Source organism: Sphingomonas quercus (assembly GCF_018863195.1).
Classification (GTDB): Bacteria; Pseudomonadota; Alphaproteobacteria; order Sphingomonadales; family Sphingomonadaceae; genus Solisphingomonas; species Solisphingomonas quercus.
This window is the reverse complement of sequence record NZ_JAHKRT010000003.1, coordinates 184,432-209,924: the sequence shown is the minus strand read 5'-3', so window position 1 is coordinate 209,924 and position 25,493 is coordinate 184,432. Positions and strand designations below refer to the sequence as shown.

Here is a 25,493-nt window from a genome sequence, read left to right as displayed (position 1 = left end):
GAGTGCCGACAAGGAGCAAAAATTGGCAGAAAAAGGCGCCCGGAGGCCTGCTCCGTCTAAAAGGGGTCAGACAGGGGAAGAGGAACTGATCGTGAGCGCAGACCATATGCCCATGACGGGGACCGTCCATGGTCTCCCCCTGCCGGCGCGGGCGAAGGAGATGGGCGTCACCGCGATGGTTTACAGGGGCGACCGCTGGGTCGCGACTTTCGCGAGCCGTCCCAATGCGTCGTTCCCATTGCCGCAGCCGGTGTCCAATTGGCTGCTTGGGCGCGATCGCCTGCGTTGATCCACAGGGCCAGGGATCGGCAGAAAGGGCGACCCATCCGTCCCGAGCGGGCCCGCGGAAAGGAAAAACGAAGGACCCGGGAGCGCGCGCTCCGGGGCCTCCGTCGTCTGTCCCCAAGGTCTAGTGCAGGTAGAGCCGGCGCAGTTCGGCACGATCCGCCGCGCTGACCCCGACCTCCTGCTCGAGATAGGCGTCGACCGACCCCCATTTCGCCTCGATCTCGTCGAATGCGCCCTTCAGAAACGGCGTGCCGTCTGCCTCCTTGAGCGGTTGTGCGACGCGCATCGCGGGATTGTCCTGATAGCGCCCGAACATCTGCGCCGCCGCATTGTCAGGATAGCGGGCAAGGTCGATATGCGGCATTTCATATTGCGGCTGCCGATAGGCAGTGGAGAGGTGATAATCCTGAATGATCGTCTCGCGCGGAATGCCGAGGGCGGAAAGGATCATGGCGGTGGTGAAGCCGGTACGATCCTGCCCGGCAGAGCAATTATACTCGATCGGACCTTGCTGGCGTCTGAGAAGATCGAACACGATGCGCAGCTGAGGTGCCAGCATCGTCGGGAAGCCGCGATAGATGGTCGCCCCGTTTTGCGGCGCTGCGTTTTTCATGCCGGCCAGCAGTGTCGTCATCGAATAGCCGATTGCCGAATAGGGGACGCCGTCGATTTTGCTCGGCGCGAGAACACGCTCCTCGTCGGAGCGAAGATCGACCATGTTGCGCAGGCCGAGTGCGTTCACCTTCGACACGTCATCCGGGGTCAACATCGCCGATGCGCCGGACCGGTAGATGACTCCCCAGCGCACGTGCCGCCCATCGGCCGCGGCATAGCCGCCAATGTCGCGAAAGTTCGAGCCCTGGGCGAGCGGGACGATCCGCTCCGAAACCTCCGTCATCGCGCCGTCGGCCGCGTCGCGGAGCAGGAAATAAGGCCGCTTGGTCGCGTCGACCCTGACCAGCGCCTTGCCGTCCTTGTCCGCCCCCGAGACGAGCACCGCATCCGCGATGCGGGCATCGGGGGCATAGGCCAGATAGACGTCGACCGCGCCGGTGGCGGTCCAGCCCAGCTGGACCTGATCGCCCGCCGCGCGCGTGGCGAGCGCGTTGGTGACTGTTGCCGGCGCCGGGCCGGCGGCGCATGCGATGACTAGGCCCAGGACTTTCATGTGTATCCGCATGGGTTTTCTCCGGTTCATCAGAATTTCACCTGGGCTTCGATGCCGAACGTCCGCGGCTCGTTGAAAAAGCTCGTCAGGCCCGATGCGGCGTTGCCCGAGATGTAAAATCTGTGCTGTTCGTTGAACAAGTTTCGCGCCCACAGTGAGACGGTCAGTTTCGTCTCGCCCGCGCCGAGACCGATATCGCTCACCGCAATCCGGCCATTGAAGATGGTGCTTGCATCGCCCTTGAATACGGGAGCAGTCGAAGCAGTATAGAATCCGTCGTCGTAATTGGCGTCGAGATGGCCGGACAGCGTGAAGCCCGACAAAGACCTTTCCCAGTCGATCGCGCCGCTCAGGGCGTTCCTGGGTGTATAGGTGGTGTAGATCCTGATCGGCGTGGTGTTGACCACCATGCCCTTCCCCTCGACGAAGGTGGGATAGGGATTGGACGTGTCCGGGATGCGTACATAGGTGTAGGCGTAACTGGCCGACAGCGTCAGTCCGCGCACTGGCGCCACCATCAGCTCGGCCTCCACGCCCTTCACCCGGCCATTGCCCGGCGCGTTGTAGGTATCCAGCGTCGTGCGCGTGGTGCCGGCGGTTATCGGATTGCCGGCGGCGTCGAAATTATAATAGGGCGCAGCGAAATCGAGCTGAATGTCCTTATATGTCCCGGTGTACGCCGACACATTGAGGCGGACGTGACGATCGAAAAATTCCGTCTTTGCCCCGATCTCGAAGATCGACACCTTTTCGGGATTGAAGGGCATATAGCTCAGCGAGCGCGAGTTGGCGCCGCCGGATTTATACCCCGTGCTCCACTTTCCGTAGAGGTGAACGTCGCGCGTGACGTCATATGCAAGATTGACCATCGGGTCGACGCGCGACCAGCTTTTCTTGAAAGTCAGTATGCGTGAAACACCATAGGCATCGACCGGCAATTTATTGTTGACGATATAGAGTTCGCCATTCTTCCTGTCGTTCGTCCAGCGCGCACCGGCCGTGAGATGAAGATTGTCCTCCAGGATGCCGGGCGTCCAGGTAAACTGGCCGAATACGCCGTAGCTGTCAGTGCTGATGCGGCTGGCGCGATCGACCGGGGCCCCGGGAACGTTGACCGGGATCGCGGCGGTGGTGCTGCTCGGCGGCGGCAATACCGTTGCGACCGTGCCATCGCCATTGAGCTGCATTGTATAGAATGCCTGGGCATTGTCGCGCACATGCTCGTGAAAGCCCATCGCACCGACGACATAATGGATCCGGCCGAGGTCGCCGATCGCCTGGAATTCCTGGCTATACTGATGCTGGTAGAATTCAGCGAGGCTGTAGCGGGCGAACTGGCCACCGGCGGCAAGCGCGCCGGGCAGCGTTGCGGTAGTCGCGGCGGCATTATCGAACTGGGATTGGCTGAGCTTGCGATAGGACGAGATGGACTTGAGGGTCAGTGATGGCGCCACCTGCCATTCGAGGAACAGGCCATGGCCGGAATTCTTGCCGATGCTGGGCTGCTCCGGCACGCCGACGCTGGCGGTGCTGGTCCGGTCCGGTTGCAGGGGCAGGACTGGCGCGCGCGGCTGCGTGCCCCCCGCGATCGCCTGCTGATAGAGGGAGGAGGAAGCGTCGTAGGACGTGTCGTAGGAATAGTTGGCGGTAAAATTGGGGGCCGGTTTCCATTGCAGCTGCGTATGCAGGCCGCGCCGATCATAGGCGTTGAACCCCCAGGCGCCCGACAGCGGGTTCTTGACCGTGCCGTCGCGGGCAGTGACGATGCCGTCGATCTTGAGGCTGAAATTGTGAAATTCCGGCAGGTCGACATGTGCTTCAGTCTTGTAGCTGCCGAAGTTGCCGACGCCACCGAGCAGGCTGACGTGGAATTCACCGGTGGGCTTTCTCGTGGTTATGCTGACCGCGCCACCTTCGGTATTGCGGCCGAACAGGGTGCCCTGGGGTCCTTTCAATACCTCTATGCTTTCAATGTCGTAGAGCGCGGCGCCAAGCCCCTGTGGGCGGCCGAGGTAAATGCCGTCCACGTAAATGCCGACACCCTGGTCGCGCGCCGGCTGGTTGCCGTCGGAGAGGACGCCGATGCCGCGGATATTCACGATCAGCGCGGAGTTGCGCGAGAAGAAGGGTGCTACACGCAGGGAGGGGATGGCGCCGTTGCTGAGATCGAGCAGCGACTGCACATGGCGGTTCTGAATGTCGTTCGCACCCAGCACCGAGATCGAGATCGGCGTCTTTTGGAGGTTCGTAGGCCGCTTCTCGGCGGTGACGACGATTTCGGTGAGCATTCCATTTGGATCTTGCTGCTCGGTGTCCGCCACTGCGTTGACCGCGCCGACATCCGCCAAGGCGGCCACTGGCATGCTGAGAATCAGCGCCACGCCGGCCAGGGCTGAGGCACGCACGCGCACTGCGATCAGTCTCTTCATTGGAACCCCCTATTGAATAGAGGGGCGACTAGAACGATCGTATGGCTACATCGTAACGGTTATATGTACCTAATGTGACGAGCGTGCCGCGGCTTTTACGCTCGAATAGCGATTATCGGCTTGCTATTGTCCGCCGCGGGTAAAAGCGTGGCGAAGCCATGCCGGTATCGGGAATTTGCAGCTTGCCAGTAACACGGGATCGTCTGGTTCAGGCCGCGTTGACGCAGTGGACGAACGAGGGCGGCGCCGGCATATCCGCGCGCCGACTGAGCCAGATCGCCAATGTTCCGGCCTCGTCAATCTATCACCACTTCGGCTCTCTGGAACAGTTGTTGCTGGTCGCCCAGGAAGGCGCCTGTGACGCCGCAGCGCTCTGGTGCGAGGCCAGGCTCGACGAGATGGCTGGGCCGCCGATCGCCGCGAACGGCTTTGCCGCCGCCTTTGCCGCGCTGATCGATGAATGGGCGGTCGGCCAGCGCGGCCTCGCCTTCGCCTGGCGCGAATGCCAGTTGCTCGGCATGCGCGATCCGCGTTTCCGCCCGATCTCGCAGCGGTGGAGCGCGCTTTGGTCGAATTTCTGGGCGAGGTTCGGCGGTCATGTCGGGCTCGCGGATCATGCGCGCCTGACCCAATATGTATTCGACAGCGAAAGCTATTTTCACATGTTCCGTTGGCGCCGCGTGGTCGACCGGGCGGGCCTGGACGAATTCTGCCGCGGATGGGGTGCATGGCTGACGGGCCTGCCGGCGCCGCCTTCGCCATGGCGCGATTTCGCCCGCCTCGAGGCGATGCGCGGGCTTCCGCCCCTGCCGGATCGGGACGAGACGACGGCGCGCATCGCCGCGGCGGCTGCCACGGTCATCGCCCGCGCCGGGACGGCCGGACTGACGCATCGCGCCGTGGCCGCGGAAGCCGACCTCACGCTCGGCGTGGTCTCGCACAAGTTCAGGACGGTGGCCGATCTGCTCCGCGCCGCCTTCGAGACCATCTACATTCGCTCGGCGGGCGCGAGCGAGCGCGACCCGCCGCCCACGCCACGCGGATCGCGCGAGGAACTGCTGCGACAGATGGCGGGGCTGCAGCAGCGGAGCGCCACGGATTCGGGCGTCGAGGATCTGTTCATCGCGGTTGCCCGCGATCCCGCGCTGCACCAGTTCGCCGCGCAATTGCGCTATCGGCGCGGCCATACATCGGGTGCGTATCTACGCGCGCTGGTGGCGCCGGGGCGCGTCGTGAGTTCGCTCGACGCGGCGCTGTTCTCCGCCTTCATGACCGGGCAGATCCGCGCGCGTCGCTTCGGCATCGAATGTGCGCCAGGCGAGAAACTGGCCCAGTTGATGGCCCTGATCGACCGGCCCTGACGACGAAGAATAAGCGTGTCGAGGCAATCGGCCCCCATGTCATGCCGAATTGCCCGGAAGCGCCCCCTCCGAGACATGCGCTTGACATCGACGAGCCATCTGTGCAGCTCATATCATATATGATTTTTTCATGGCCTGCCATCGAGATGACCCGGAGCGGACGGCAGCAAAAGTCGGCCGCCCCTGGCTCGGCGCCCGCGCCCGGCGGGCGCGGCGATGAGGCGCATCGGCACCTGATGCGGGCGCCGCCGGGCATATGGGCGTTTGCCGGAGGGGGCACGCCGGCCCGCCTGCGCGCCGGTCCGGCGACGGTCATCTCCCCGTTCGCGGCGAGCAGATGAGATGACAGGCGGCATGCCTCGCTTCCGTCGGCTTCGCTGGATGATGATCGTGCTGGTGATGGCGGCGATGATCCTCAACTATCTGTCGCGCAGCGTCCTCGGCATCGCCGCGCCGGCGGTGATGGACGAGCTTCATATCGGCCCCGAGCAATATGGCTGGGTGACCGGCGCCTTCCAGCTCGGCATCATGCTGCAACCGCTGGCGGGCTATGTCGTCGACATCATCGGGGTGAAGCTGGGCTTTGCGCTTTTCGCCGGTGCGTGGTCGATCATCACCATTGCGCATGGTCTTGCGGGCGGCTGGCTGGGGCTGGCGGCGCTGCGCGGAGCGCTCGGCCTTGCGGAGGGCGCCGGCCATCCGTCCAGCCTGAAGGTGGTGGCGGCGTGGTTTCCGGCGCGGGAGCGGGGGATTGCCGGCGGGCTCTACAATATCGGGGCATCCTTCGGCGCGGTGCTGGCGCCGCCGCTGGTCGCCTGGGCGATCTGGACCTCCAGCTGGCGCATGGCCTTCGTCGTCGCTGGCGCGCTCGGCCTGCTCTGGGTGATCTTGTGGCTGGTCGCCTATGCGCCGCCCGAAACCCACCCCCGGCTGTCGGATGAGGAGCGCGCCTATATCCAGAGCGATCAGGAAGCCTTTCCCGATCGCGCCGCCGGCCGGGCCTCGCTCGGTCAGCTGCTTCGCCAGCGCAACCTGTGGGGCATCGCCATCCCGCGCATGCTGGCCGATCCGACCTGGGGAACCTTGTCGTTCTGGATGCCGCTGTACCTGACCACGGTGCGCCATTTCGATCTCGCCCAGATCGCGCTGTTCGCGTGGCTGCCGTTTCTCGCCGCGGACCTTGGCTGCCTGTTCGGGCCGTTCCTGGTGCTGATGCTTCAGCGCATGGGTGTCGGATTGATCGACGCGCGGCGCGGTGCGTTCACCGCGGGCGCGGTGATGATGGTGGCGGTGGCGTTCGTCGGGACGGTGGAAAGCCCGGTCACGGCCGTCGCGCTGCTGTGCCTGGCCGGTTTCGCGCACCAGACGCTTTCCGTCACCGTGATCACCATGTCGTCCGACCTGTTTCCGCCGAACGAGGTGGGCACGGTGGCCGGGGTGGCGGGGCTGTTCGGGAATTTCGGTGTGCTCGCCTTTTCGCTGATGATCGGCCAGATGGTCGAGCGCGTCGGCTACAGCCCGTTCTTCGTAGCGCTGGGCGGGCTTGATCTGGTGGGCGCGCTGGTCCTGTGGACAGTGGTGCGGGCGCCTAAGGCAAGCATATGACGACCTATCGCAATCCCATCCTTCCGGGCTTCAATCCCGATCCGTCGATCGTGCGGGTGGGCGACGATTATTATCTCGCCACCTCCACCTTCGAATGGTTTCCGGGCGTCCAGATCCACCATTCCCGAGACCTCGTCCATTGGCGGCTGGCATCGCGCCCCCTGACACGCCCGCGCCAGCTCGACATGCGCGGCGACCCCGACAGCTGCGGCGTGTGGGCCCCCGACATCAGCTGGCAGGACGGCCGCTTCTGGCTGATCTACACCGACGTCAGGCGCTATGGCCGCACGACGGTGGGCGGCGCTTCGGGCGCATCCCTGCGCGACTTCCACAATTATGCCGTCACCTGCGAGACGATCGACGGCGTCTGGTCCGACCCCGTCTTCCTTAACAGCAGCGGCTTCGACCCGGCCCTGTTCCATGATGACGACGGCCGGAGCTGGCTGCTCAACATGCTGTGGGATCATCGGCCCGGACGCAACCGCTTCGCCGGCATCGTGGCACAGCAATTCGACCGCGCCGCCGGGCGACTGATCGGCGAGCGGCGCATGATCTTCGAAGGAACGGCGCTGGGCCTCACCGAAGGGCCGCACCTCTACAAACGGGATGGCTGGTATCACCTGCTCGTCGCCGAGGGGGGAACGGCGTGGAACCATGCCGTCACCATGGCGCGCGCGCGCAGCCTGTTCGGCCCGTACGAGGTCCATCCGGACGGTCCGGTGCTGTCTGCGCGCGGCCGCTCCGAGGCGGCGCTGCACCGCACCGGCCATGCCGACATCGTCGAAACGCCGGCCGGCGAGACCTGGATGGTGTATCTGTGCGGCCGCCCGCTGCCGGATCGCGGCCGCTGCGTCCTCGGCCGCGAAACGGCCCTGCAGCAGATGCGTTGGGGTGAGGATGGCTGGCTGCGCACATTGGCCGGCGACGCCTTGCCGGTGCTCGAGGCGGACGCGCCTGCGCTTCCGGCCGCCCCCGTCGAGAGCCGGCCGCACGAAGGTTCGTTCGGAAGCGCGCTGCCGCCGGAGTTCCAGTGGCTGCGCACCCCCGAACCGGACGATATCTTCAGCCTCTCAGCTCGCCCGGGCCATTTGCGGCTATACGGATGCGAGACGATCGGCAGCCTGTTCACCCAGGCGCTGGTGGCCCGCCGCCAGCAGCATTTCCGCTATACCGCCACGACGGTGCTCGATTTCACCGCGGCCCATTTCCAGCAGGCGGCGGGGCTGGTCTGCTACTATAACGGCGCCAAATTCCATTATCTCCACGTCACTCATGACGAGGCGGTCGGGCGCCATCTGCGCGTAATGTCGATGCTGCCGGATTCGCCGCAGGGTGACGCCTTCACGCCGCCCGTACCTGTCCCGGACGGCCCGGTGGAGCTACGCGCCGAGGTGGATCATGCACGCCTTCTCTTTGCCTGGCGCCCGCTCGGCGCGGAGGCGTGGAACTGGCTGCCCGAGCAGTTTGATGCCAGCATCCTGTCGGACGAGGCGAGCGCGCCTGGACTGCCCAATTTCACCGGCGCGTTCGTCGGCATGGCGGCGCAGGACATGGCCGGCACGCGAGCGCCGGCCGATTTCGCTTCATTCTCCTACCGACCCCGCTGACCGGCCGCGGTCTTGGAAACGGGGCGCGAGCCGCTTCCGAGGGCGCGCTCAGTTGTCGCAATATTCCCGATGGCCGGCCTCGCAGGCGGCGACGGCGTGGCGCCACGCCGCCATCCTGCGCGCGTAGTCCGCGCGGGCCGCGCTATAGCTCTCTTGCCCGCTGCGTAGCTGCTCGTCGCTCCGCGCATCGCGCTGGCGGACAAAGGCGAGTTGCCGTTCGTTCATATGCTTGGTGATGGCGCGGTCACGGGCGTGCGCCTCGTCGCTCCGCATCGTCGGATCATTGGGATCGTCGGCGTGCGCAGCCGCCGCCGACAAGAGTCCCATGCTCATCGCGAGTGCGCAAGCAGACGCACGGATTTTCATGACCATCACCCGCTCATGCCCTGATATCCGCCAATTGCCCGACGGCAGGCGCCAGGCAATCGATTTGCGACGAGTGGGGAATGGGCGCGGCCGGTGGCGAAGGCCGACCGGCGAGGCGGCGGACGGGCGCCCCCCCGGGCGGCGCTCAGCGCATCAGGCCAGCGGCGCGCAAGGCGTCCTCGATGACGCGGCCCACCCCGCCGGAGGCGGGTTCGGGCTCTGGCTGTGGCCGGCTGCGCTGGGCGGCGACGGCGATCGGCGTCGGCAGCGTCGCGCGCGGTTGCGGCTCGGCAGCGGTATCGCGACCCGGCGCCTCGGACTGCGTGCGGAGCAGGCCCCAGGCGCAGGCGATCCGGCGGGTCGAGGAAATGCCGGCCTCCAGCATGTACGGCCCGGCGGTACCGCAGGCGTCCGCGCCGAAGGTGCTGAGCGGCGTGCCATGGCCGAGGCCGGCGATCCGGTACTCCTCGATCGCGTCCCGCCCTTCGCTGTCGCGCCACACCCGCCGAACGTGGCCGTCGACCGGTTCGACGGCATCCGGCGCGGCGGCCGCCCCGTGCAGGGCGCGCCATTGCTCGACGATCAGCGCCGAGTTCGCGTGGCTCACCGTCGCGTCGCTGTCGCCATGCCACACCGATATCGTCGGCCACGGGCCGCGATGCGGCGAAGCCGCTCGGACCAGCGCCCCGAGCGCGGCCGCCGGCGGCCCGCCATGCGCGCGCATGCGATCAAACGCCTCCGGGATCGAGGCGGCGGTGCCGTAAGGCAGGCCGGCGATGATCGCGCCGCCCGCGAACACCTCGGGATAGGTGGCGAGCATCACCGAGGCCATGGCGCCGCCGGCGGACAGGCCGGTTACATAGACGCGGGCGGGATCGACCCCGTGCGTGGCGATCATCGCCGCAACCATCTGCCGGATCGACAGCGCCTCGCCGGAATCGCGCCGCGTATCGGCAGCATTGAACCAGTTGAAGCAGAGGTTGGGGTTGTTGCCGCGTTGCTGCTCGGGATAGAGCAGGGCGAAGCCATGTTCGTCGGCCAACCGCGACCAGCCCGAGCCGCGGTCATAGCCGGCGGCATCCTGGGTGCACCCATGAAGCACCACGACGAGGGCCGCAGAGGCCTGGAGTGAAGCAGGCACGTAGCAGCGGCCGCGCAGCGCGCCCGGGTTGGAGCCGAACGCGGGAAGATCGGTCAGCCGGTCCTCGCCCGGAATGCCCGGACCGCCGGGCAAAGGGCTGTTCCGCAGCCGTGAGAGGCGGCCAAGGGTATCGTTCAAGCGTCGCATGCGGCTTTCTCCTGGCCAGGCGGAAGCCCGCCGTGCAGAACAATCCTCCCGGCGGATTGCTGCGCTGCACAATGTCGTGCCGGATCGGGCCGAGGGCAAGGACGCCGGCGAACTATTTCCTGTTTGCGGGTAGGGGGCTGGCGTGGCCGTGCCGACATCATCATATAGCGGCTATCGCGCCGTCCATTCCGAGCTTGGCCGCGACTGAGAGTTCTCATGCTCCCGCTCTGACGCGGAGCTCCTCGCGATGCTGTTCATCCCCGACACCCGTTTCGCCCGGCTCGCGCTCCGCACTCCCGCCGTCCACAAGCAGACCGCCGAGACGGAGAGGGCGGCGCACGCCCAGTTCGGCGGCGCGTGCGCGGCGGTCGAGAGGCGCCCCATCCTCTCGCTGCCCTTCGGCCGGGCACGGTCGATCGGCTGACCAGACCCGCCGCCGCCGTGGCCGGGGTGCAGCGCCGGCGGGTCTAGCCGGCCGTGTCCGGCGTGATGCGGATGATACCGATGCCGTTCTCGATCGAGATGGCGGTGCCGAACGGCATCGACAGGCGCTGCACGCGCCCAAGGATGGCGCCGCCGACCTCGGCGTCGGCGAGCTTCGGCACCCCCCTCGCTACGCCGGCCGCCTTCACGCCGAGATCGATCGGGTAGAGCCTGATCTCGCTCAACCGTCCGTTGCGATAGCGGCTGACGGCGATGACCGATTCGTAGAGCCTGCGGTCGGCGAAGGAGCGCGCATTCCGTGCCTGCAACAGCTCGGGCGTCGTCGTCGATCCGGGCGCCACGCCATATTGATCATACATGTCCGGCGGGACGGCATCGAGCGAGTTGTTCATCATCGCGAAGTTGCCGAGCGAATAGAAAATCGGTTTGCCCTTGTAGATTTCGATGCCGCGCAACAGGTGCGGGCCGTGGCCGATAAAGGCGTCGGCGCCTTCGTCGATCGCCTTATGGGCGATGGCGACGGCGAAGTCGCCGGGCTGCTCGCTGGTGGCGCCGGCTTCGTGATTGTGGAGGGAGAAGATCGCGAAATTGCCATTCTGTCTCGCCTGCCGCACGGCGAGGGCGTTGGCGCGCTCGTCGGCCGGATCGATCTCGTAGGTGACGCCCGTCTGGTCGCCGGCGCGGTAGCGGAGGCCGCCGAACCGGACCGGCGCGCCCCCCGTGGTGCCGGACAGCCGGGCCAGCACCGCGAGGTCGGCCGGCGAGACGAGCCTGGTCTGCGCCGTGCGCAGCGCGTTGACGCCGCCGCGCCCCGGAATTTCGCCCAAGGGATCGGCGGCGCGCGACATCGGCGTGAACGAGCTGCTCGCCGAGACGAGCCCGATCCGGCCGGCGGGCGTGTCGAGATAGGCAGGCGCCCGCGCCGCCGACAGGGTACGCCCCGAGCCCGAATGGACGAGGCCGGCTTCGTCGAGGCCGTCGAGCGTTTCGTACAGCCCTTCGACGCCCCAGTCGGTGACATGGTTGTTGGCGTGGCTGACGATGTCGAAGCCCATCTTCGCCAGATCGCGCGGAACGGCCGGATCGGCGAGCAGCCAGGCACCGCCCGACTCTGCCTGGGGCGAGCCCTTGAAGCGTCGCGGCTGGAAGACGCTGGTCTCGAAATTGCCGAAGGTGACGTCGGCCTCGCGCAGGATTTTCACCATGTCGGGCGATTGGCGCTCTATCGTCGCCAGCATCGGGCGCAGATAGATGAGGTCGCCCACGGCCGCGAGCGTGAATCCGTCGCGAACGGGCGTTGTCGGCACTGGCGTCGTCTTCAGCGCCTCGCCGGTCTGGGCGCGTGCGGCAGCCGTGGCCGACAGCAGCGCGCAGCAGGCGAGGAACGACAGGCGGGCGACACGGCGCATTCAGAACTCTCCCTCGGGTGCGATAGCAGGCTGTTCGGAGCGGGCGACGATGGCCGCGACGATGCCGTTGGCGACGACGTTGGTGGCAGTGCGCCCCATGTCGAGGACGTGATCGATGCCGAGGATGAAGGCGATCCCGGCTTCGGGCAGGCCGAAATGGGGGGCCGTCGCCGCCACCACCACGATCGAGGCGCGGGGCATGTTGGCGATGCCCTTGCTGGTCACGAACAGCATGAAGAGAAGCTGGGCGATCTGCGCGGGCGACAGCAGCACGTCATAGGCGTGGGCGATGAACAGCACCGCGAAGGTGCAATAGCACATCGAGCCGATGAGATTGAACGCATAGCCCAGCGGCAGCACGAAGCCGGCGACGCGATTGGGCACGCCGTACCCTTCCAGCTTCTGTAGAAGGGCAGGGTAGGCGGCCTCGGCGCTGGTCGTTGCGAGAGCGATCAGCGCCGGCTGGCGCAGCGCGCCGAGCAGATCGCGCAGCGCATGCCGGCCGAGCGCGAGCGCCCCGGCGCCGATCATCGCCAGCCAGAGCAGCCCGAGCGCGAGGTAGAAGCCGCCGACGAAGCCCGCATAGGTGACGATCACGCCCGCGCCGTCCTTGGCCAGCGCGGCGGCGATCGCGCAGAACACGGCAAGCGGCGCGAACCGCATGACCAGCCCCGCCATCGTCAGCATCATGCCGAGCAGCCCGTCGGCCAAGCGCAGCAGTCCGGCGCCCGCCTCGCCCATCCTCGCCAGCGCGAACCCGGCGAGGATCGCGAAGAACAGGATCGGCAGCACATCGTTGCGGGCCATCGCGTCGGCGATCGAGGTCGGGATGATGTTGCGAAGGAACCCGGCGATATCGAAGGGAGGCGGCCGGACGCCGCTGCCGGCCGCCGTCGCGTGCAGGTGAAGGCCGGCGCCGGGAGCGAGCAGCGCGGCCACCGCCAGCGCGGCCAGCGCGGCAAGCAGCCCGGCGCCAATGAACCACAGCATCGCCCGTCCGGCCATCCGCCCGACCGACTCAAGCCCCTCCGTGCGGCCAATGCCACTGACCAGCGCGGCCAGGACCAGCGGCGCGATCAGCATCTTGATGGCGCGCAGGAACAGGCTGGTGACGAAATCGAGCGCCGCTACGAGGTTCTCCGCCCTCGTGGGATCGCCAATCAGCGCGTGGACGGCGAGGCCGAAGACGATGCCGAGCGCCGAGGCGGCGATGATCTGGCGGGTGAGATTGCGTGGGCTGGCGATCACGGCTCAGAGGTGATCCGGCTGGCCGAACGCCGCGCGATAGGCGGCCAGCGCCACCGCCCCGCCGGTATGCACGAACACCACGTCGGAATTGGCCGGGAAGAAGCCCTTGCGGACGAGGTCGATCAGGCCGGCGGCGCCCTTGCCGCTATAGACCGGATCAAGCAGCACGCCTTCGGTCTCGGCGAACAGCGATACCGCCTCGATCATGCCCTCGGTCGGCAGGCCATAGCCCTGGCCGACATAGTCGCAATTGGCGACGACATGCTCGCGCCGGACGATGCCGGGCAGGCCGAGACGGTGGGCGGTGCGGGTGGCGAGGTCCAGCACCGACTGCTCCTGCCGTTCCTTCGGCGCGCGCACGCCGACGCCAAGCACCGGGATGGCGGCGTTCAGCGCGACAAGGCCGGTGACGAGGCCGGCCTGAGTGCCGGCGCTGCCGGTGGCATGAACGATGTGGCCGATTTGCAGCCCGCGGTCATTCGCCTGCGCGACGAGTTCGAAGGCGGCGTTGACATAGCCGAGCGCGCCAACCGGGTTGGAGCCGCCGCCGGGAATGACATAGGGCTTGCGATCCTTCCCGCGCAGCGCTTCCGCCAGCGCCGCCATCTCCGCGTTCATGTCCGCGCCGGCCGGCCGCTCGGACAGGGCGGCACCGTGCAGCCGGTCGAGCAGGACATTGCCGTTCAGCCGATAGTCCGCGGAGGTGTAGCCGGTGCGGTCCTCCAGCAGCAGATGGCAGGCAAGGCCGAACTTCGCCGCCGCCGCCGCCGTCTGGCGGGCGTGGTTGGACTGGGTGGCGCCCTGGGTAATGATCGTGTCGGCGCCTTCGCGTAATGCGTCGGCGATCAGGAATTCGAGCTTGCGCGTCTTGTTGCCGCCGCCGGCGAGGCCGGTGCAATCGTCCCGCTTGATCCACAGCCGCGGGCCGCCGAGCCGCTTCGACAGCCGCTCAAGCGGCTCCAGCGGCGTGGGCAGATGTCCGAGACGGACGCGGGGAAAGCGGGACAGATGCATGGATTATCCTTGAAAAAGACGATCGGATCAGAAGCTGGTGCGCAGCCCGACGCGGAAGGTGCGGCCGAGCACGTCATAAAGCGAGCTGTTGGTCTGCACTTGCTCGGACGTGGTCACCGCCGTGTTGGCGCCGCCGAGCGGGATGATCACCGGGCGGCGATTGAAGATGTTCCGCACGGTAAAGAACAGCTGGTTGACGACATTGCCGATCTTCAGGTCGTAACTGGCCGAGCCGTCGACGTAGAAGGCGCCGGCGATGCTGTTATCATTGATCGTGCGGTTTTGCAGCGTCGAGACCGGGCAATTGCCGGTGCATTCGATATATTCGTTCGATACCTTGCCGGCGCTGACCCCGCGGCCGGTGAGCGTCACCCGCCACGCATCGAGCGCGTAATTGATGTCGGCACGATAGCTCCAGCTCGGCAGGCCGCCGAGATTGACGCCGGCGCCGTCCGACGTCGGCGAGAAGCCGTCATCCGAGAAGGATCGGAGATAGTGGGTGGCGAGGCCGTGCAGCGTTAGCCGGCCGGGAATGCGATCGCCGAGCGGCACGTGGTAAGTGACATCGAAGTCGATCCCTTCCTGCCTGGTCGAGGCATAGTTGATCGGCCAGACATGCACCGTATAGGGCGGGGCTGCCGGGTCGCTGTTCGTGCCAATGCTGTCGCAGAAGGATGAGACCTTCTGGACGAAGCACAAGGTGAGCACGTCGTTGACCCCGATCGTCCCGATCCTCTTGTCGAGGTCGATCCTGAAATAGTCGACCGATGCCGCCAGCCCGGGCACGAAACGTGGCGACAGCACCACGCCGAGGCCGAGGGTATTGGCGGATTCGGGCTTGAGCTTGGGATTGCCGCTTTGATCCTGCAGGTAATAATAGTCGACGCCGTCGATGGTGGTGCGGTTGGTGCGCGCCGTGCCGGCCCCGAACAATTCGCTCAGATTGGGTGCGCGAATATCATGCGAATAGGTGAGGCGAAACTTGATGTCCTCGATCGGGCGATAGTTGAGGCCGAGTTTCCAAGTGTTGACGCCACCTGACGTGCTGTAGTCGGTGTGGCGCAACGCGCCCGTGGCATCCATGCCCTTCAGGACCGGCACCACCGTCTCGATATAACCTTCGGCCACGGTATAGTGGCCGGCGGTGACGAGATAATTGCCGACCTGCCAGCCGCTCTGGAATTGGCTCGGCACGAAGCCGTTGATCGAAACCCGGCGCCATTCCGCGCCGAACGCCACCGACACCGGGCCTGCCCAATTGTCGAATGGGCTGCCCGACACGTTGAGGCCGACATCATATTCGCGCAGCCGCTCGTCGCGATAGGGATTGTCATAGGCGACGTAATCGAGGCCGCGCTGGTAATCCGCCGCCGATTGCGCGCCGCCGGCGATGCCGATGCGGGAGAGGGGCGCGCAGCCATTGGCCGGGTTGGCCAGCGTCGATCGGCAGGCGATGCTGCCGATCGGCAGGCCGGACTGGCCGACATTTGCCGCCGTCACGAACACCGCGTCCTGCGCCAGCGTCATCCGCGTCAGGCTGAAATTGCCAAGGATTTCCTCATGCACGTTGGAGCGGCTGGCGGCGCCGTAGAGATCGTATTTCCATGCGCCGCCGAAATGGATCGTGCCCTGGCTACCGATCAGGTAGCGCTGGTTCTCGCGGATATTGTCGAAGCCGTAGAGCGGCATCCCCTGGTTGGACGAGCCCATCGTGAATGTTCGCGCCGCCCCCGGCGCCAGGCCCTGCTGCAGGATGGCGCGTACCTCTGTCGGCAGGAAGGCATTGTCGGAGCTGAGGGTGATGTTGTTGACGTTGGAATAATTATTGCCGTTGTTGCTCCGCACGCGAGCCCAGGAATAGGAGGCGCTGGCATAGAGCTCGACGTCCGGCGTGATCTCGAAGCTCAGCCGGCCATAGCCGTTTCGGCGCTTTTCCGCCGGCATCAGATCGACGGTGCCGCAGGAATTGAGGCAGGTCGTCACCTGATCGCCGCCGATCATCCACGGATTGGCCTCGACTCCATAGTTCAGCCGGCCATAGGCGCCCCCGGTGCCGAAATAGATCCCCTTGGCGGGGCCGCTGGTGATGATGCCGCCCGGCGCGAGCTGCGACGGCACGACGCCCCAGCTGCTCAGATAATAGGGCTGGCCATTCTTGTCGCCGGCCGGATTGACGACGGTGAAGTAACGCTGCGCGGCCCAGGGGCGTGGATTGTTGCGCACGCCGTCGCCATTGTAGAATTCGCCGCTAAGCAGGACATGGCCGCGCCCGTCGGCGAACTTCACCCCGGCGGTGGCGGCCGCCTTATAACTTTTATTGTCCCCGTAGGTGGTCTCGCCATATTGGAGATCGCTCTTGAGGCCGGTGTAATCATTATCGAGGATGAAGTTAACGACACCGCCGACCGCGTCGGAGCCATAATCGGCCGACGCGCCGCCGGTGACGATGTCAATGCGCTTCACCAATTGTTGCGGGATGGTGTTGATGTCCACCTCGCCGGTGGCGAGCGAGGCCGCGCTGCGGTGGCCGTCGACCAGCACCAGCGTGCGGATCGTGCCCAGCCCGCGCAGGTTAAGCGCGTTGACGCCGGCGGCACCGTTGCTGATCGCGCCTTGCGAGTTGTTCGGCGTGGTGCTGCCGATCACCGCCGGCATCTGGTTGACGACCTCGGCGATGTTGTTGGGGGCGATATTCCGGATCAGCTCCTCGCCGACTACCGTCACCGGCGTCGGCGCGTCATAGCCGTCGCGGACGACGCGCGTGCCGGTGATCGTCACCTCCTCGACGCCGACCGCCGACGCGGCCGCATCGTTGAGCGCGAGCGCCTGGGCATGGCCAGCCGCGGCCGTCAGGCAGAGCGCGGTTGCGCCCGCCGAAGCAAGCAGGATCCTGCGGCCGGAATATGACGTCATGATGTGAAACCCCCGCTATCTGATTGGCAGCCGCCCGCGGCCCGCCCAGTCGAGCGACTGGCGGTGATCACGATACGGCCAATCGGCGCCTGCCGGGCTCGCCGGCCGGCGCCCCGTGTCTCGTCAGCCGCACGTCCCTGGCGTCGGCGTGTGCGGCAGCGGCCGCCCGGACAGCACCGCCGTCATCCTGCCGCCGTCGATCGCGGCCTTGCCGTTGACCAGCAGTTCGGTCACGCCGGCGGCGAGCACGTCGTAATGCGCGAAGTCGTTTTTCGGCGCGTAGGTTTTCGGGTCGAAGACGACGACATCGGCGAAATAGCCGTTCCTCAGATAGCCGCGTTCCTTGATGCCGAAGATATCCGCCGTCAGTCCGGACGAATGGCGGATGAAGAAGGGGAGGGTGATGACCTTCTTCTTTACCACATAATCCTGATATTTGAGGGGGAAGGTGCCATATTCACGAGGGTGCCCTTCGCCGCCGTCGGAATCGGTCACGGCCCAGGGCTGTTTCATGAAATTGGCGATGTCTTCCTCGCTCATCACGAATCCGATCATCGACTGGCTACCGCCCTGACGGACGATGCGCAGCGCCGCGTCGACCGGGGTCAGGCCCCATTCCTTGGCCACCGCATCGAGATATTTGTTCGACCACGGCTCGCCGCGTCCGCGGAACAGGAAGTTCCCGGCGCCGCCGGTGCGATTGAGATTGGCGGTCATCTCCGCCTTGATCCTCTCCAGCGTCGCCGGCTCGTCGAGCCGCTTGAGCAGCGCCTCCCGCCCGCCGTCGAGCGCCCAGTTGGGCAGGAACATCGCCGAGATGCTGGTGCCGTTGCCGGTATAGGGATATTGGCTGGCCGTGACCTTCTGGCCGGCGGCGCGAGCGTCGTCGATGAGCTTGATGACGTCGACGGACTTGCCCCACACGACCGGGCCGAGCACCTTGATATGGCTGAGATGCACCGGGATGCCGGCTTCCTTGCCGATCGTCAGCGCCTCCTGATAGCTGTTCATGAAGCCGACGGTGAAGTTCGAGTAATCCCGCGTGTGCGTATCGTAGACGCCGCCGCGCCGCGCCGCCTCCCTGGCCAGCTCGACGACCTCATTGGTCTTCGAATAGCTTTGCGGCACGTAGAACAGGCCGGTGGAAAGTCCGATCGCGCCTTCGCACATGCCCTTGGCGACCAGCGCCTTTTCCTGTGCCAGTTCGGCCTCGGTGGGCGCGCGGGCGACCTGCCCGACGACACGGGGACGGATCGCGCCGAAGCCGACATAGGAGGCGACGTTCACGCCGACGCCATGTTCGCGCAGCGCGGCGAAGCGTTCGGCGATCTCGGGCTTTCCGTTGCCGTCGACGCCGACGAACACAGTGGTGACGCCTTGAGCCAGCCAGGCAGGAACCTGCCGCTGCCGGGGGTCGCGGGATTCGATGAAGTGATCGGCATGGGTGTGCGGATCGATGAAGCCTGGGGCCACCGCCAGCCCCTTGGCATCGATCGTCCGCCTCGCCTGCACATTGGCGCGGGGGCCAACATAGGTGATGCGCTCGCCGCTGATCACGACATCGCCGACGAATGGTTTCATCCCCTCGGAGCCGTCATAGATGGTGCCGCCCCGGATGAGGATGTCGGCGACGGGCTGCGCGCCCGCGCCCGCCGCCCATGCGATCGCCGCAAGCGATGCCAAACCGAGTGCCGCGCCCCGTAATGCCACGATGTCCCCCTTTGCCCCGCGCTGATATCGCGCGTCTCGGATAAATCCCTACCTATCCGATGGGTAATATGGGTCAATCGAAGTTTTGCTTGCGCGGCCTAAACCTCGCCGATGGCTTGTGCGCGGCGCGCCATCGGTCGGGGCCTAGCGCGTGCTGAGATTCTTTCTGACGATCGCGGCAAGGATGATGAGGAACGCCGTGAGCCGGAGGAGATAGATCCAGCTCCGCTCTTCGAGGGGTACGCCGCTGAGGGTAAGCAGCGCCGTGCCGAGCCCCATCAGCATGAAGGCGGCGGCGAACGCCAGAAACAGGATGTCCGACGCGCTGCGCCAGAAGCGCAGGAAGAAGAGGCTCGACAGGAAATATCCCATCGTCGTGGCGCCAGAAATGAAAGTGAGAAGGGTCATGCTTCCTCTCCCTGGCTCCAGATGAAGCCAAAGAGCAACACCGAGACGGCACCCAGAGACAGGATGGATCGTGCCAATCTCAGGTCGACTGCCGGAAAGATGAGCATATCGAGGATCAGCACCAGGTTATTCGCGGCCAGCAGCCCAAAGCACAGCGCGCTCCAGAACAGCAGCGGCGCGCGACTTCTGCGCCATGTCTTGCCAAGCAGCCAGGCGCATGCCGTGCTGGTGACGAAGCACAGGACATAAACGATCGCAGGAAGCAGATCCCCCATCTGTCAGTCCTTTCGCATACGAAATGCGTCTGCAAATGCACTTAACCCATCATGTGCCGAATTCACGATCAGCCTGCGCACCTTGTCAGGACTGGTGGCATATTGTGCTTCCGCCTCTTGCACCAGCAGGTCAAGCGCTTCGCTGGCCGGCTGGTAGCGCGACGTTTCCCTGGAGGTGGTGATGACCAGTCCGGCGGCGACGAGAGCGGCGAGGCTCTGGTCGATCACCAGGTCACTGGCGCGGAGTGCTGCGACGAGCTCGTCGCGATGCCATTCGCGATCCGCGCCGCTCCTCAGGAAGCAGAGCAGTTCGAGCGCCCAGACCGAGCGAAAGGTCGCTCTGATGAAACTGAACACGTCACGCCGGGTCGGCATGTTCCAGCGATCCTCCTGGCGTCTGGTCTCCACCGCAGCCCCGCGTCCTAGCCATCGGACACGATTAGACAACCCCGTGTCGTCCCGGCCGGGGGAGGTGAGCAAATTTTCTGCGCCGGAGACAACAGCTCTGTTATGCAGGAGATCAGCGCCTGACGGAGGGCGGCCGAATGATCGACGGGGTGGAAATGGTTGGAGCGAATGATGCGCGCTAAGCTGTCCTCGCAGACACTGGATCGACGCCAGCTTGTCTCGGCCCTGCGCAGTCTCAGGCGCGGGGATTTCTCGGTCCGGCTGCCGGAGGATCTGTCGGGCGAGGACGGTGAAATCGCCATGCTGTTCAACGAGGTGGTCGGCCTCGAGGAGCAGATGACCAACGAGTTCGAGCGGCTGTCGCGGGTGGTGGGCAAGGAAGGCAAGATCACCCAGCGCGGGCATGTCTATGGCGCCACCGGCGGATGGGAAACCAAGCTGCGCGCGCTCAACGAATTGATCGAGGACATGGTCCAGCCGACGGCGGAGGTCGCGCGCGTCATCGGCGCGGTGGCCAAGGGCGATCTGTCGCAATCAATGACGGTGGAGATTGACGGGCGGCCGTTGCGGGGCGAATTCCTGCGCATCGGCAAGGTCGTCAACACCATGGTCGAGCAGCTCGCCTCCTTCGCCAGCGAGGTGACGCGCGTGGCGCGCGAGGTCGGTACCGAGGGCAAGCTCGGGGGGCAGGCCAAGGTGAGGGGCGTCGCCGGCACCTGGAAGGATCTCACCGACAACGTCAACGCCATGGCCACCAACCTCACCGGTCAGGTGCGCAACATCGCGGAGGTGACCACCGCCGTCGCCTCGGGCGACCTGTCCAAGAAGATCACGGTGGAGGTGAAGGGCGAGATCCTCGAGCTGAAAAACACCATCAACGTCATGGTCGACCAGCTCAACTCCTTCGCCAGCGAGGTGACGCGCGTGGCGCGCGAGGTCGGCACCGAAGGCAAGCTCGGCGGGCAGGCGCAGGTGCCCGGGGTGGGCGGCACCTGGAAGGACCTTACCGACAATGTGAACCTGATGGCGGCGAACCTCACCGGTCAGGTGCGCAACATCGCCGAGGTGACCACCGCCGTCGCCAAGGGCGACCTGTCCAAGAAGATCACCGTCGACGTGAAGGGCGAAATCCTCGAGCTGAAGGACACCATCAACACGATGGTCGATCAGCTCAACGGCTTCGCTTCGGAAGTGACGCGCGTGGCGCGCGAGGTGGGCTCGGACGGCAAGCTCGGCGGGCAGGCGCAGGTCGAGGGCGTCGCCGGCACCTGGAAGGACCTCACCGACAACGTCAACGCCATGGCCACCAACCTCACCGGTCAGGTGCGCAACATCGCCGAGGTGACCACCGCGGTGGCGCGCGGCGACCTGTCCAAGAAGATCACCGTCGACGTGAAGGGCGAAATCCTCGAGCTGAAAAACACCATCAACACGATGGTCGATCAGCTCAACGGCTTCGCCTCGGAGGTGACGCGCGTGGCGCGCGAGGTCGGCACCGAAGGCAAGCTCGGCGGGCAGGCGCAGGTGCCCGGCGTCGCCGGCACCTGGGCGGACCTTACCGACAATGTGAACCTGATGGCGGCGAACCTCACCGGTCAGGTGCGCAACATCGCCGAGGTGACCACCGCCGTCGCCAAGGGCGACCTGTCCAAGAAGATCACCGTCGACGTGAAGGGCGAAATCCTTGAGCTGAAGGACACCATCAACACGATGGTCGATCAGCTCAACGGCTTCGCTTCGGAAGTGACGCGCGTGGCGCGCGAGGTGGGCTCGGACGGCAAGCTCGGCGGGCAGGCGCAGGTCGAGGGCGTCGCCGGCACCTGGAAGGACCTCACCGACAACGTCAACGCCATGGCCACCAACCTCACCGGTCAGGTGCGCAACATCGCCGAGGTGACCACCGCGGTGGCGCGCGGCGACCTGTCCAAGAAGATCACCGTCGACGTGAAGGGCGAAATCCTCGAGCTGAAAAACACCATCAACACGATGGTCGATCAGCTCAACGGCTTCGCCTCGGAAGTGACGCGCGTGGCGCGCGAGGTCGGCACCGAGGGCAAGCTCGGCGGGCAGGCGCAGGTGCCCGGCGTGGGCGGCACCTGGGCGGACCTCACCGACAACGTCAACGCCATGGCGGCCAACCTCACCGGTCAGGTGCGCAACATCGCCGAGGTGACCACCGCGGTGGCGCTTGGCGACCTGTCCAAGAAGATCACCGTCGACGTGAAGGGCGAGATTCTCGAGCTGAAGAACACCATCAACACGATGGTCGATCAGCTCAATTCCTTCGCCTCGGAAGTGACGCGCGTGGCGCGTGAGGTCGGCACCGAGGGTAAGCTCGGCGGGCAGGCGAATGTGCGCGGTGTTGCCGGCACCTGGAAGGACCTTACCGACAATGTGAACCTGATGGCCGACAATCTCACCGGTCAGGTGCGCAACATCGCCGACGTCACCACCGCGGTCGCGCGCGGCGACCTGTCCAAGAAGATCACGGTCGACGTGAAGGGCGAGATTCTCGAGCTGAAGAACACCATCAACGTCATGGTCGACCAGCTCAACGGCTTCGCCTCGGAGGTGACGCGCGTGGCGCGCGAGGTCGGCACCGAGGGCAAGCTCGGCGGGCAGGCGCAGGTGCCCGGCGTGGGCGGCACCTGGAAGGACCTCACCGACAACGTCAACCTGATGGCAACGAACCTCACCAATCAGGTGCGCGGCATCGCCGACGTCGTCACCGCCGTCGCGCAGGGCAATCTGAAGCGCAAGCTGACGCTCGACGCCAAGGGCGAGATCGCCGCGCTCGCCGAGACGATCAACCTGATGATCGAAACGCTTGCCACTTTCGCCGATCAGGTCACCAACATGGCGCGCGAGGTCGGCATCGAAGGCAAGCTTGGCGGGCAGGCCCGCGTCCCCGGCGCCGCCGGGCTGTGGCGCGATCTCACCGACAACGTCAACCAGCTTGCTGCGAACCTCACCAATCAGGTGCGTTCGATCGCCGACGTGGCGACGGCGGTGACCAAGGGCGACCTTACCCGCTCGATCGCGGTGGAGGCCTCGGGCGAGATGGCGGCGCTCAAGGACAATATCAACGAAATGATCCGCAACCTGAAGGATCAGACCCTCAAGAACGCCGAACAGGATTGGCTCAAGACGAACCTGGCGCGGTTCAGCCGCATGCTGCAGGGCGAACGCGATCTGTCGACCGTGTCGAACCTGATCATGACCGAGCTGGCGCCGTTGGTCGGCGCGCAATATGGCGTCTTCTACGTCACCAATCGCGACGGCGACGAAACCGTCCTTGAACTCGCGGCGAGCTATGGTGCCGAAAATCGCCAGGCCCTGAAGCCGGTCTTCCAGTTGCGCGAGGGGCTGGTCGGGCAGGCTGCGGCCGACAAGAGGTCGATCCTCTTGCAGGAGGTGCCGGCAGACTTCATTCGCATCGGTTCGGGCCTGGGCGAGGCGCGGCCGGCGAATATCACCATCCTTCCCGCGCTGTTCGAAAGCGAGGTCAAGGCGGTGATCGAGCTGGCCTCGTTCAACGAATTCAACGAGACCCACCAGAACTTCCTCGACCAGCTGATGGAATCGGTCGGCATCGTGCTCAACACCATTGCCGCGACGATGCGCACCGAAGGGCTCCTCAAACAGTCCCAGCTCCTCACCCAGGAGCTTCAGGCGCGCCAGACCGAGCTGACCACGAAGCAGGAAGAGCTGCACAACACAAACGAGGAACTGGAAGAGAAGGCCCAGCTCCTCGAAAATGAGAAGAGGCAGGTCGAGGCGAAGAACCTCGAGATCGAGATGGCTCGCGGCGCGCTGGAGGAAAAGGCGGAACAGCTCGCCCTGACCTCGAAGTACAAGTCCGAGTTCCTGGCCAATATGAGCCACGAGCTGCGTACGCCGCTCAATTCCCTGCTCATCCTCTCCAAGCTGCTTGCCGACAATCCGCAAGGCAATCTCAACGAGAAGCAGGTGGAATTCGCACGGACGATCAACTCCGCCGGCTCGGACCTGCTCAGCCTGATCAACGACATTCTCGACCTCTCCAAGATCGAGTCCGGAACCGTTTCCATCGAGATCGGCGAGATGCCGATGCACGGCCTCAAGCAGCGCATGGAGCGCACGTTCCGACAGCTCGCCGCGGACAAGGGGCTCGATTTCGTCGTCGACTTCGACGGGGAGCTGCCGTCGACGATCCGCACCGACGAGAAACGTCTCCAGCAGATCGTGCTCAACCTTCTTTCGAACGCCTTCAAATTCACCGCCCACGGCTCGGTGACGCTCGCCGTGCGCACCGCCAATAGCGGCTGGAGCAGCAATCATCCGGTGCTGCGCTCCGTTGACCGTGCCATCGCCATCAGCGTCACCGACACCGGCATCGGCATCCCGAAGGAGAAGCAGAAGCTGATCTTCGAGGCTTTCCAGCAGGCCGACGGCACCACCAGCCGCAAATATGGCGGCACGGGGCTCGGCCTGTCGATCAGCCGGGAGATCGCCCGGCTGCTCGGCGGGGAGTTGCAGGTGCGCTCGATGCCGGGGCAGGGATCGACCTTCACGCTGTTCGTGCCGCTTCAGGTCGTGGCGCCGGCGACGCTGCCAAGCGACGCGACCCCCGCGCGCTATCAGAATAACGGCGCGATGGTCCCGCCGGCGCTGCCCGACGCCTTCGACGTCGGCGACGATCGGGACGGGCTGGATGGTGCGCCGTTCGTGCTCATCGTGGAGGACGATCCGACCTTCGCCTCGATCCTGCTCGACGCCGCCCACGGCGCCGGCCTCAAGGGCGTCATCTCCGCTGCGGGTGCAGGCACGCTGGCGATGGCGCGCAAGCTCCGGCCGCATGCCGTCACGCTCGACCTCGGGCTGTCCGATATCGACGGCTTCGTGCTGCTCGACCTTCTCAAGCACGATCCGCAGACGCAGGCGATCCCGATCCATGTGATTTCGGGCGCGGACAAGCTGGCGCGGGCGCTCGATCTCGGCGCCGCCGGGGTGATCGAGAAACCGGCGAGCGCGGAGACGCTCTCCGCGCTGTTCACCGCCATGGCCGGCGCGATGGACCAGGCGGACACGGTCGTCGTCGAGGTCCTGCCGGAGGAGTATACGAGAACCGCCCACGCCGTGCCCGAACTCGCCGGCGCGAAGATCCTCATCGTCGATGACGACATCCGCAACATCTACTCGCTGACCAGCGTGCTCGAGAGCCATGGCGTCGAGGTGCTGCATGCCGAGCGCGGACGCGAGGGCATCATCATCCTCGAGGAGTTTGCGGGCATAGACGTGGCGCTGATCGACATCATGATGCCGGAAATGGACGGTTACGAGACGATGCAGCAGATCCGCAAGCGGCCAGCCCTTTCGGAGCTGCCGCTGATCGCGGTCACCGCCAAGGCGATGAAGGGCGATCGCCAGAAGTGCCTCGATGCCGGGGCCTCAGATTATATCGCCAAGCCGGTGGACATCGACCTGTTGCTGGCGCTGCTGCGCGTGTGGATCGGCCGCTCGCGGGAGGCCCATCAGGGGGCGGGGCTGATCGTCCTGGGCCATGACTGACA

The 25,493-nt window shown here is 65.8% G+C and carries 17 protein-coding genes; 5 read left to right on the top strand and 12 right to left on the bottom strand.

All coding sequences use genetic code 11. The annotated features are described in order from the left end of the window. Window positions 1-409 precede the first annotated feature (409 nt). Together KOF26_RS06860 and KOF26_RS06855 are read right to left on the bottom strand one after the other, a co-directional pair. On the bottom strand, window positions 410-1,456 hold the full coding sequence (locus KOF26_RS06860) for a tyrosine-protein phosphatase (protein WP_253201207.1): 1,047 nt from the start codon (window positions 1,454-1,456) through the stop codon (window positions 410-412). 29 nt (window positions 1,457-1,485) lie between these two features. Continuing rightward, window positions 1,486-3,885 (bottom strand): TonB-dependent receptor, encoded by a 2,400-nt coding sequence (locus tag KOF26_RS06855; RefSeq protein ID WP_216322267.1) that lies wholly within the window; start codon window positions 3,883-3,885, stop codon window positions 1,486-1,488. A gap of 218 nt (window positions 3,886-4,103) precedes the next feature. Between KOF26_RS06855 and KOF26_RS06850 the strand changes: the two genes are divergently transcribed. The 3 genes from KOF26_RS06850 to KOF26_RS06840 all read left to right on the top strand — a co-directional run bounded on the left by KOF26_RS06850 (window position 4,104) and on the right by KOF26_RS06840 (window position 8,458). Continuing rightward, a complete protein-coding gene (locus KOF26_RS06850) occupies window positions 4,104-5,246 on the top strand; it encodes a TetR/AcrR family transcriptional regulator (protein ID WP_216322264.1) in 1,143 nt (380 codons plus the stop codon). Window positions 5,247-5,600: 354 nt separating this feature from the next. After that, window positions 5,601-6,851 carry an MFS transporter gene (locus KOF26_RS06845; protein WP_216322261.1) on the top strand — a complete coding sequence of 417 codons (1,251 nt, stop codon included), beginning with the start codon at window positions 5,601-5,603 and terminating at the stop codon, window positions 6,849-6,851. Further along, window positions 6,848-8,458: a glycoside hydrolase family 43 protein gene (locus tag KOF26_RS06840; RefSeq protein ID WP_216322258.1), complete on the top strand. Its 1,611-nt coding sequence runs from the start codon at window positions 6,848-6,850 to the stop codon at window positions 8,456-8,458. Before KOF26_RS06845 ends, KOF26_RS06840 begins: the two co-directional genes overlap by 4 nt. Before the next feature lie 48 nt (window positions 8,459-8,506). On the opposite strand, the gene KOF26_RS06835 is transcribed toward KOF26_RS06840, so the two are convergent. Both KOF26_RS06835 and KOF26_RS06830 read right to left on the bottom strand, forming a co-directional pair. After that, a complete protein-coding gene (locus tag KOF26_RS06835; RefSeq protein WP_253201206.1) occupies window positions 8,507-8,791 on the bottom strand; it encodes a hypothetical protein in 285 nt (94 codons plus the stop codon). Window positions 8,792-8,969: 178 nt separating this feature from the next. Beyond that, the gene (locus tag KOF26_RS06830) at window positions 8,970-10,112 is read right to left on the bottom strand and encodes an extracellular catalytic domain type 1 short-chain-length polyhydroxyalkanoate depolymerase (protein ID WP_216322254.1); all 1,143 of its coding nucleotides are present in this window, start codon (window positions 10,110-10,112) and stop codon (window positions 8,970-8,972) included. A gap of 247 nt (window positions 10,113-10,359) precedes the next feature. Here KOF26_RS06830 and KOF26_RS06825 point away from each other — a divergent pair, with 247 nt between their 5' ends. Continuing rightward, complete coding sequence (locus KOF26_RS06825; RefSeq protein WP_216322251.1) at window positions 10,360-10,536, top strand: hypothetical protein; 177 nt, start codon at window positions 10,360-10,362, stop codon at window positions 10,534-10,536. Between the two features lie 43 nt (window positions 10,537-10,579). Here KOF26_RS06825 and KOF26_RS06820 read toward each other — a convergent pair whose 3' ends face one another. The 8 genes from KOF26_RS06820 to KOF26_RS06785 form a co-directional block, all read right to left on the bottom strand. Beyond that, entirely contained in the window at window positions 10,580-11,965 is a 1,386-nt protein-coding gene (locus KOF26_RS06820; protein WP_216322248.1) for a CapA family protein, read from the bottom strand. Beyond that, a complete protein-coding gene (locus tag KOF26_RS06815; RefSeq protein ID WP_216322245.1) occupies window positions 11,966-13,213 on the bottom strand; it encodes a dicarboxylate/amino acid:cation symporter in 1,248 nt (415 codons plus the stop codon). It abuts the gene before it with no gap. Between the two features lie 3 nt (window positions 13,214-13,216). Next, window positions 13,217-14,227 (bottom strand): D-cysteate sulfo-lyase, encoded by a 1,011-nt coding sequence (gene cuyA, locus KOF26_RS06810; protein WP_216322242.1) that lies wholly within the window; start codon window positions 14,225-14,227, stop codon window positions 13,217-13,219. A 27-nt stretch (window positions 14,228-14,254) separates the two neighbouring features. After that, window positions 14,255-17,140, bottom strand: coding sequence for a TonB-dependent receptor plug domain-containing protein (locus tag KOF26_RS06805; protein ID WP_216322239.1), 2,886 nt, complete (start codon window positions 17,138-17,140; stop codon window positions 14,255-14,257). A gap of 123 nt (window positions 17,141-17,263) precedes the next feature. Beyond that, window positions 17,264-18,850, bottom strand: a complete 1,587-nt coding sequence (locus KOF26_RS06800; protein ID WP_363181982.1) for an N-acyl-D-amino-acid deacylase family protein — start codon at window positions 18,848-18,850, stop codon at window positions 17,264-17,266. Between the two features lie 144 nt (window positions 18,851-18,994). After that, window positions 18,995-19,258: a DUF5985 family protein gene (locus KOF26_RS06795; protein ID WP_216322236.1), complete on the bottom strand. Its 264-nt coding sequence runs from the start codon at window positions 19,256-19,258 to the stop codon at window positions 18,995-18,997. Beyond that, window positions 19,255-19,533, bottom strand: coding sequence for a DUF5985 family protein (locus KOF26_RS06790; protein WP_216322233.1), 279 nt, complete (start codon window positions 19,531-19,533; stop codon window positions 19,255-19,257). Before KOF26_RS06790 ends, KOF26_RS06795 begins: the two co-directional genes overlap by 4 nt. Before the next feature lie 3 nt (window positions 19,534-19,536). Continuing rightward, entirely contained in the window at window positions 19,537-19,908 is a 372-nt protein-coding gene (locus tag KOF26_RS06785; protein WP_216322231.1) for a hypothetical protein, read from the bottom strand. Between the two features lie 204 nt (window positions 19,909-20,112). On the opposite strand from KOF26_RS06785, the gene KOF26_RS06780 reads away from it, so the two are divergent. Further along, on the top strand, window positions 20,113-25,491 hold the full coding sequence (locus KOF26_RS06780; RefSeq protein WP_253201205.1) for a HAMP domain-containing protein: 5,379 nt from the start codon (window positions 20,113-20,115) through the stop codon (window positions 25,489-25,491). Window positions 25,492-25,493 lie beyond the last annotated feature (2 nt).

Bases quoted from the DNA above. Each gene is read 5' to 3' on its own strand.
- KOF26_RS06860 (WP_253201207.1), bottom strand. From the start codon at position 1,456: ATGAAAGTCCTGGGCCTAGTCATCGCATGCGCCGCCGGCCCGGCGCCG.
- KOF26_RS06855 (WP_216322267.1), bottom strand. From the start codon at position 3,885: ATGAAGAGACTGATCGCAGTGCGCGTGCGTGCCTCAGCCCTGGCCGGC.
- KOF26_RS06845 (WP_216322261.1), top strand. From the start codon at position 5,601: ATGCCTCGCTTCCGTCGGCTTCGCTGGATGATGATCGTGCTGGTGATG.
- KOF26_RS06840 (WP_216322258.1), top strand. From the start codon at position 6,848: ATGACGACCTATCGCAATCCCATCCTTCCGGGCTTCAATCCCGATCCG.
- KOF26_RS06835 (WP_253201206.1), bottom strand. From the start codon at position 8,791: ATGAGCATGGGACTCTTGTCGGCGGCGGCTGCGCACGCCGACGATCCC.
- KOF26_RS06830 (WP_216322254.1), bottom strand. From the start codon at position 10,112: ATGCGACGCTTGAACGATACCCTTGGCCGCCTCTCACGGCTGCGGAAC.
- KOF26_RS06825 (WP_216322251.1), top strand. From the start codon at position 10,360: ATGCTGTTCATCCCCGACACCCGTTTCGCCCGGCTCGCGCTCCGCACT.
- KOF26_RS06820 (WP_216322248.1), bottom strand. From the start codon at position 11,965: ATGCGCCGTGTCGCCCGCCTGTCGTTCCTCGCCTGCTGCGCGCTGCTG.
- cuyA (WP_216322242.1), bottom strand. From the start codon at position 14,227: ATGCATCTGTCCCGCTTTCCCCGCGTCCGTCTCGGACATCTGCCCACG.
- KOF26_RS06805 (WP_216322239.1), bottom strand. From the start codon at position 17,140: ATGACGTCATATTCCGGCCGCAGGATCCTGCTTGCTTCGGCGGGCGCA.
- KOF26_RS06795 (WP_216322236.1), bottom strand. From the start codon at position 19,258: ATGACCCTTCTCACTTTCATTTCTGGCGCCACGACGATGGGATATTTC.
- KOF26_RS06790 (WP_216322233.1), bottom strand. From the start codon at position 19,533: ATGGGGGATCTGCTTCCTGCGATCGTTTATGTCCTGTGCTTCGTCACC.
- KOF26_RS06785 (WP_216322231.1), bottom strand. From the start codon at position 19,908: ATGCCGACCCGGCGTGACGTGTTCAGTTTCATCAGAGCGACCTTTCGC.
- KOF26_RS06780 (WP_253201205.1), top strand. From the start codon at position 20,113: ATGCGCGCTAAGCTGTCCTCGCAGACACTGGATCGACGCCAGCTTGTC.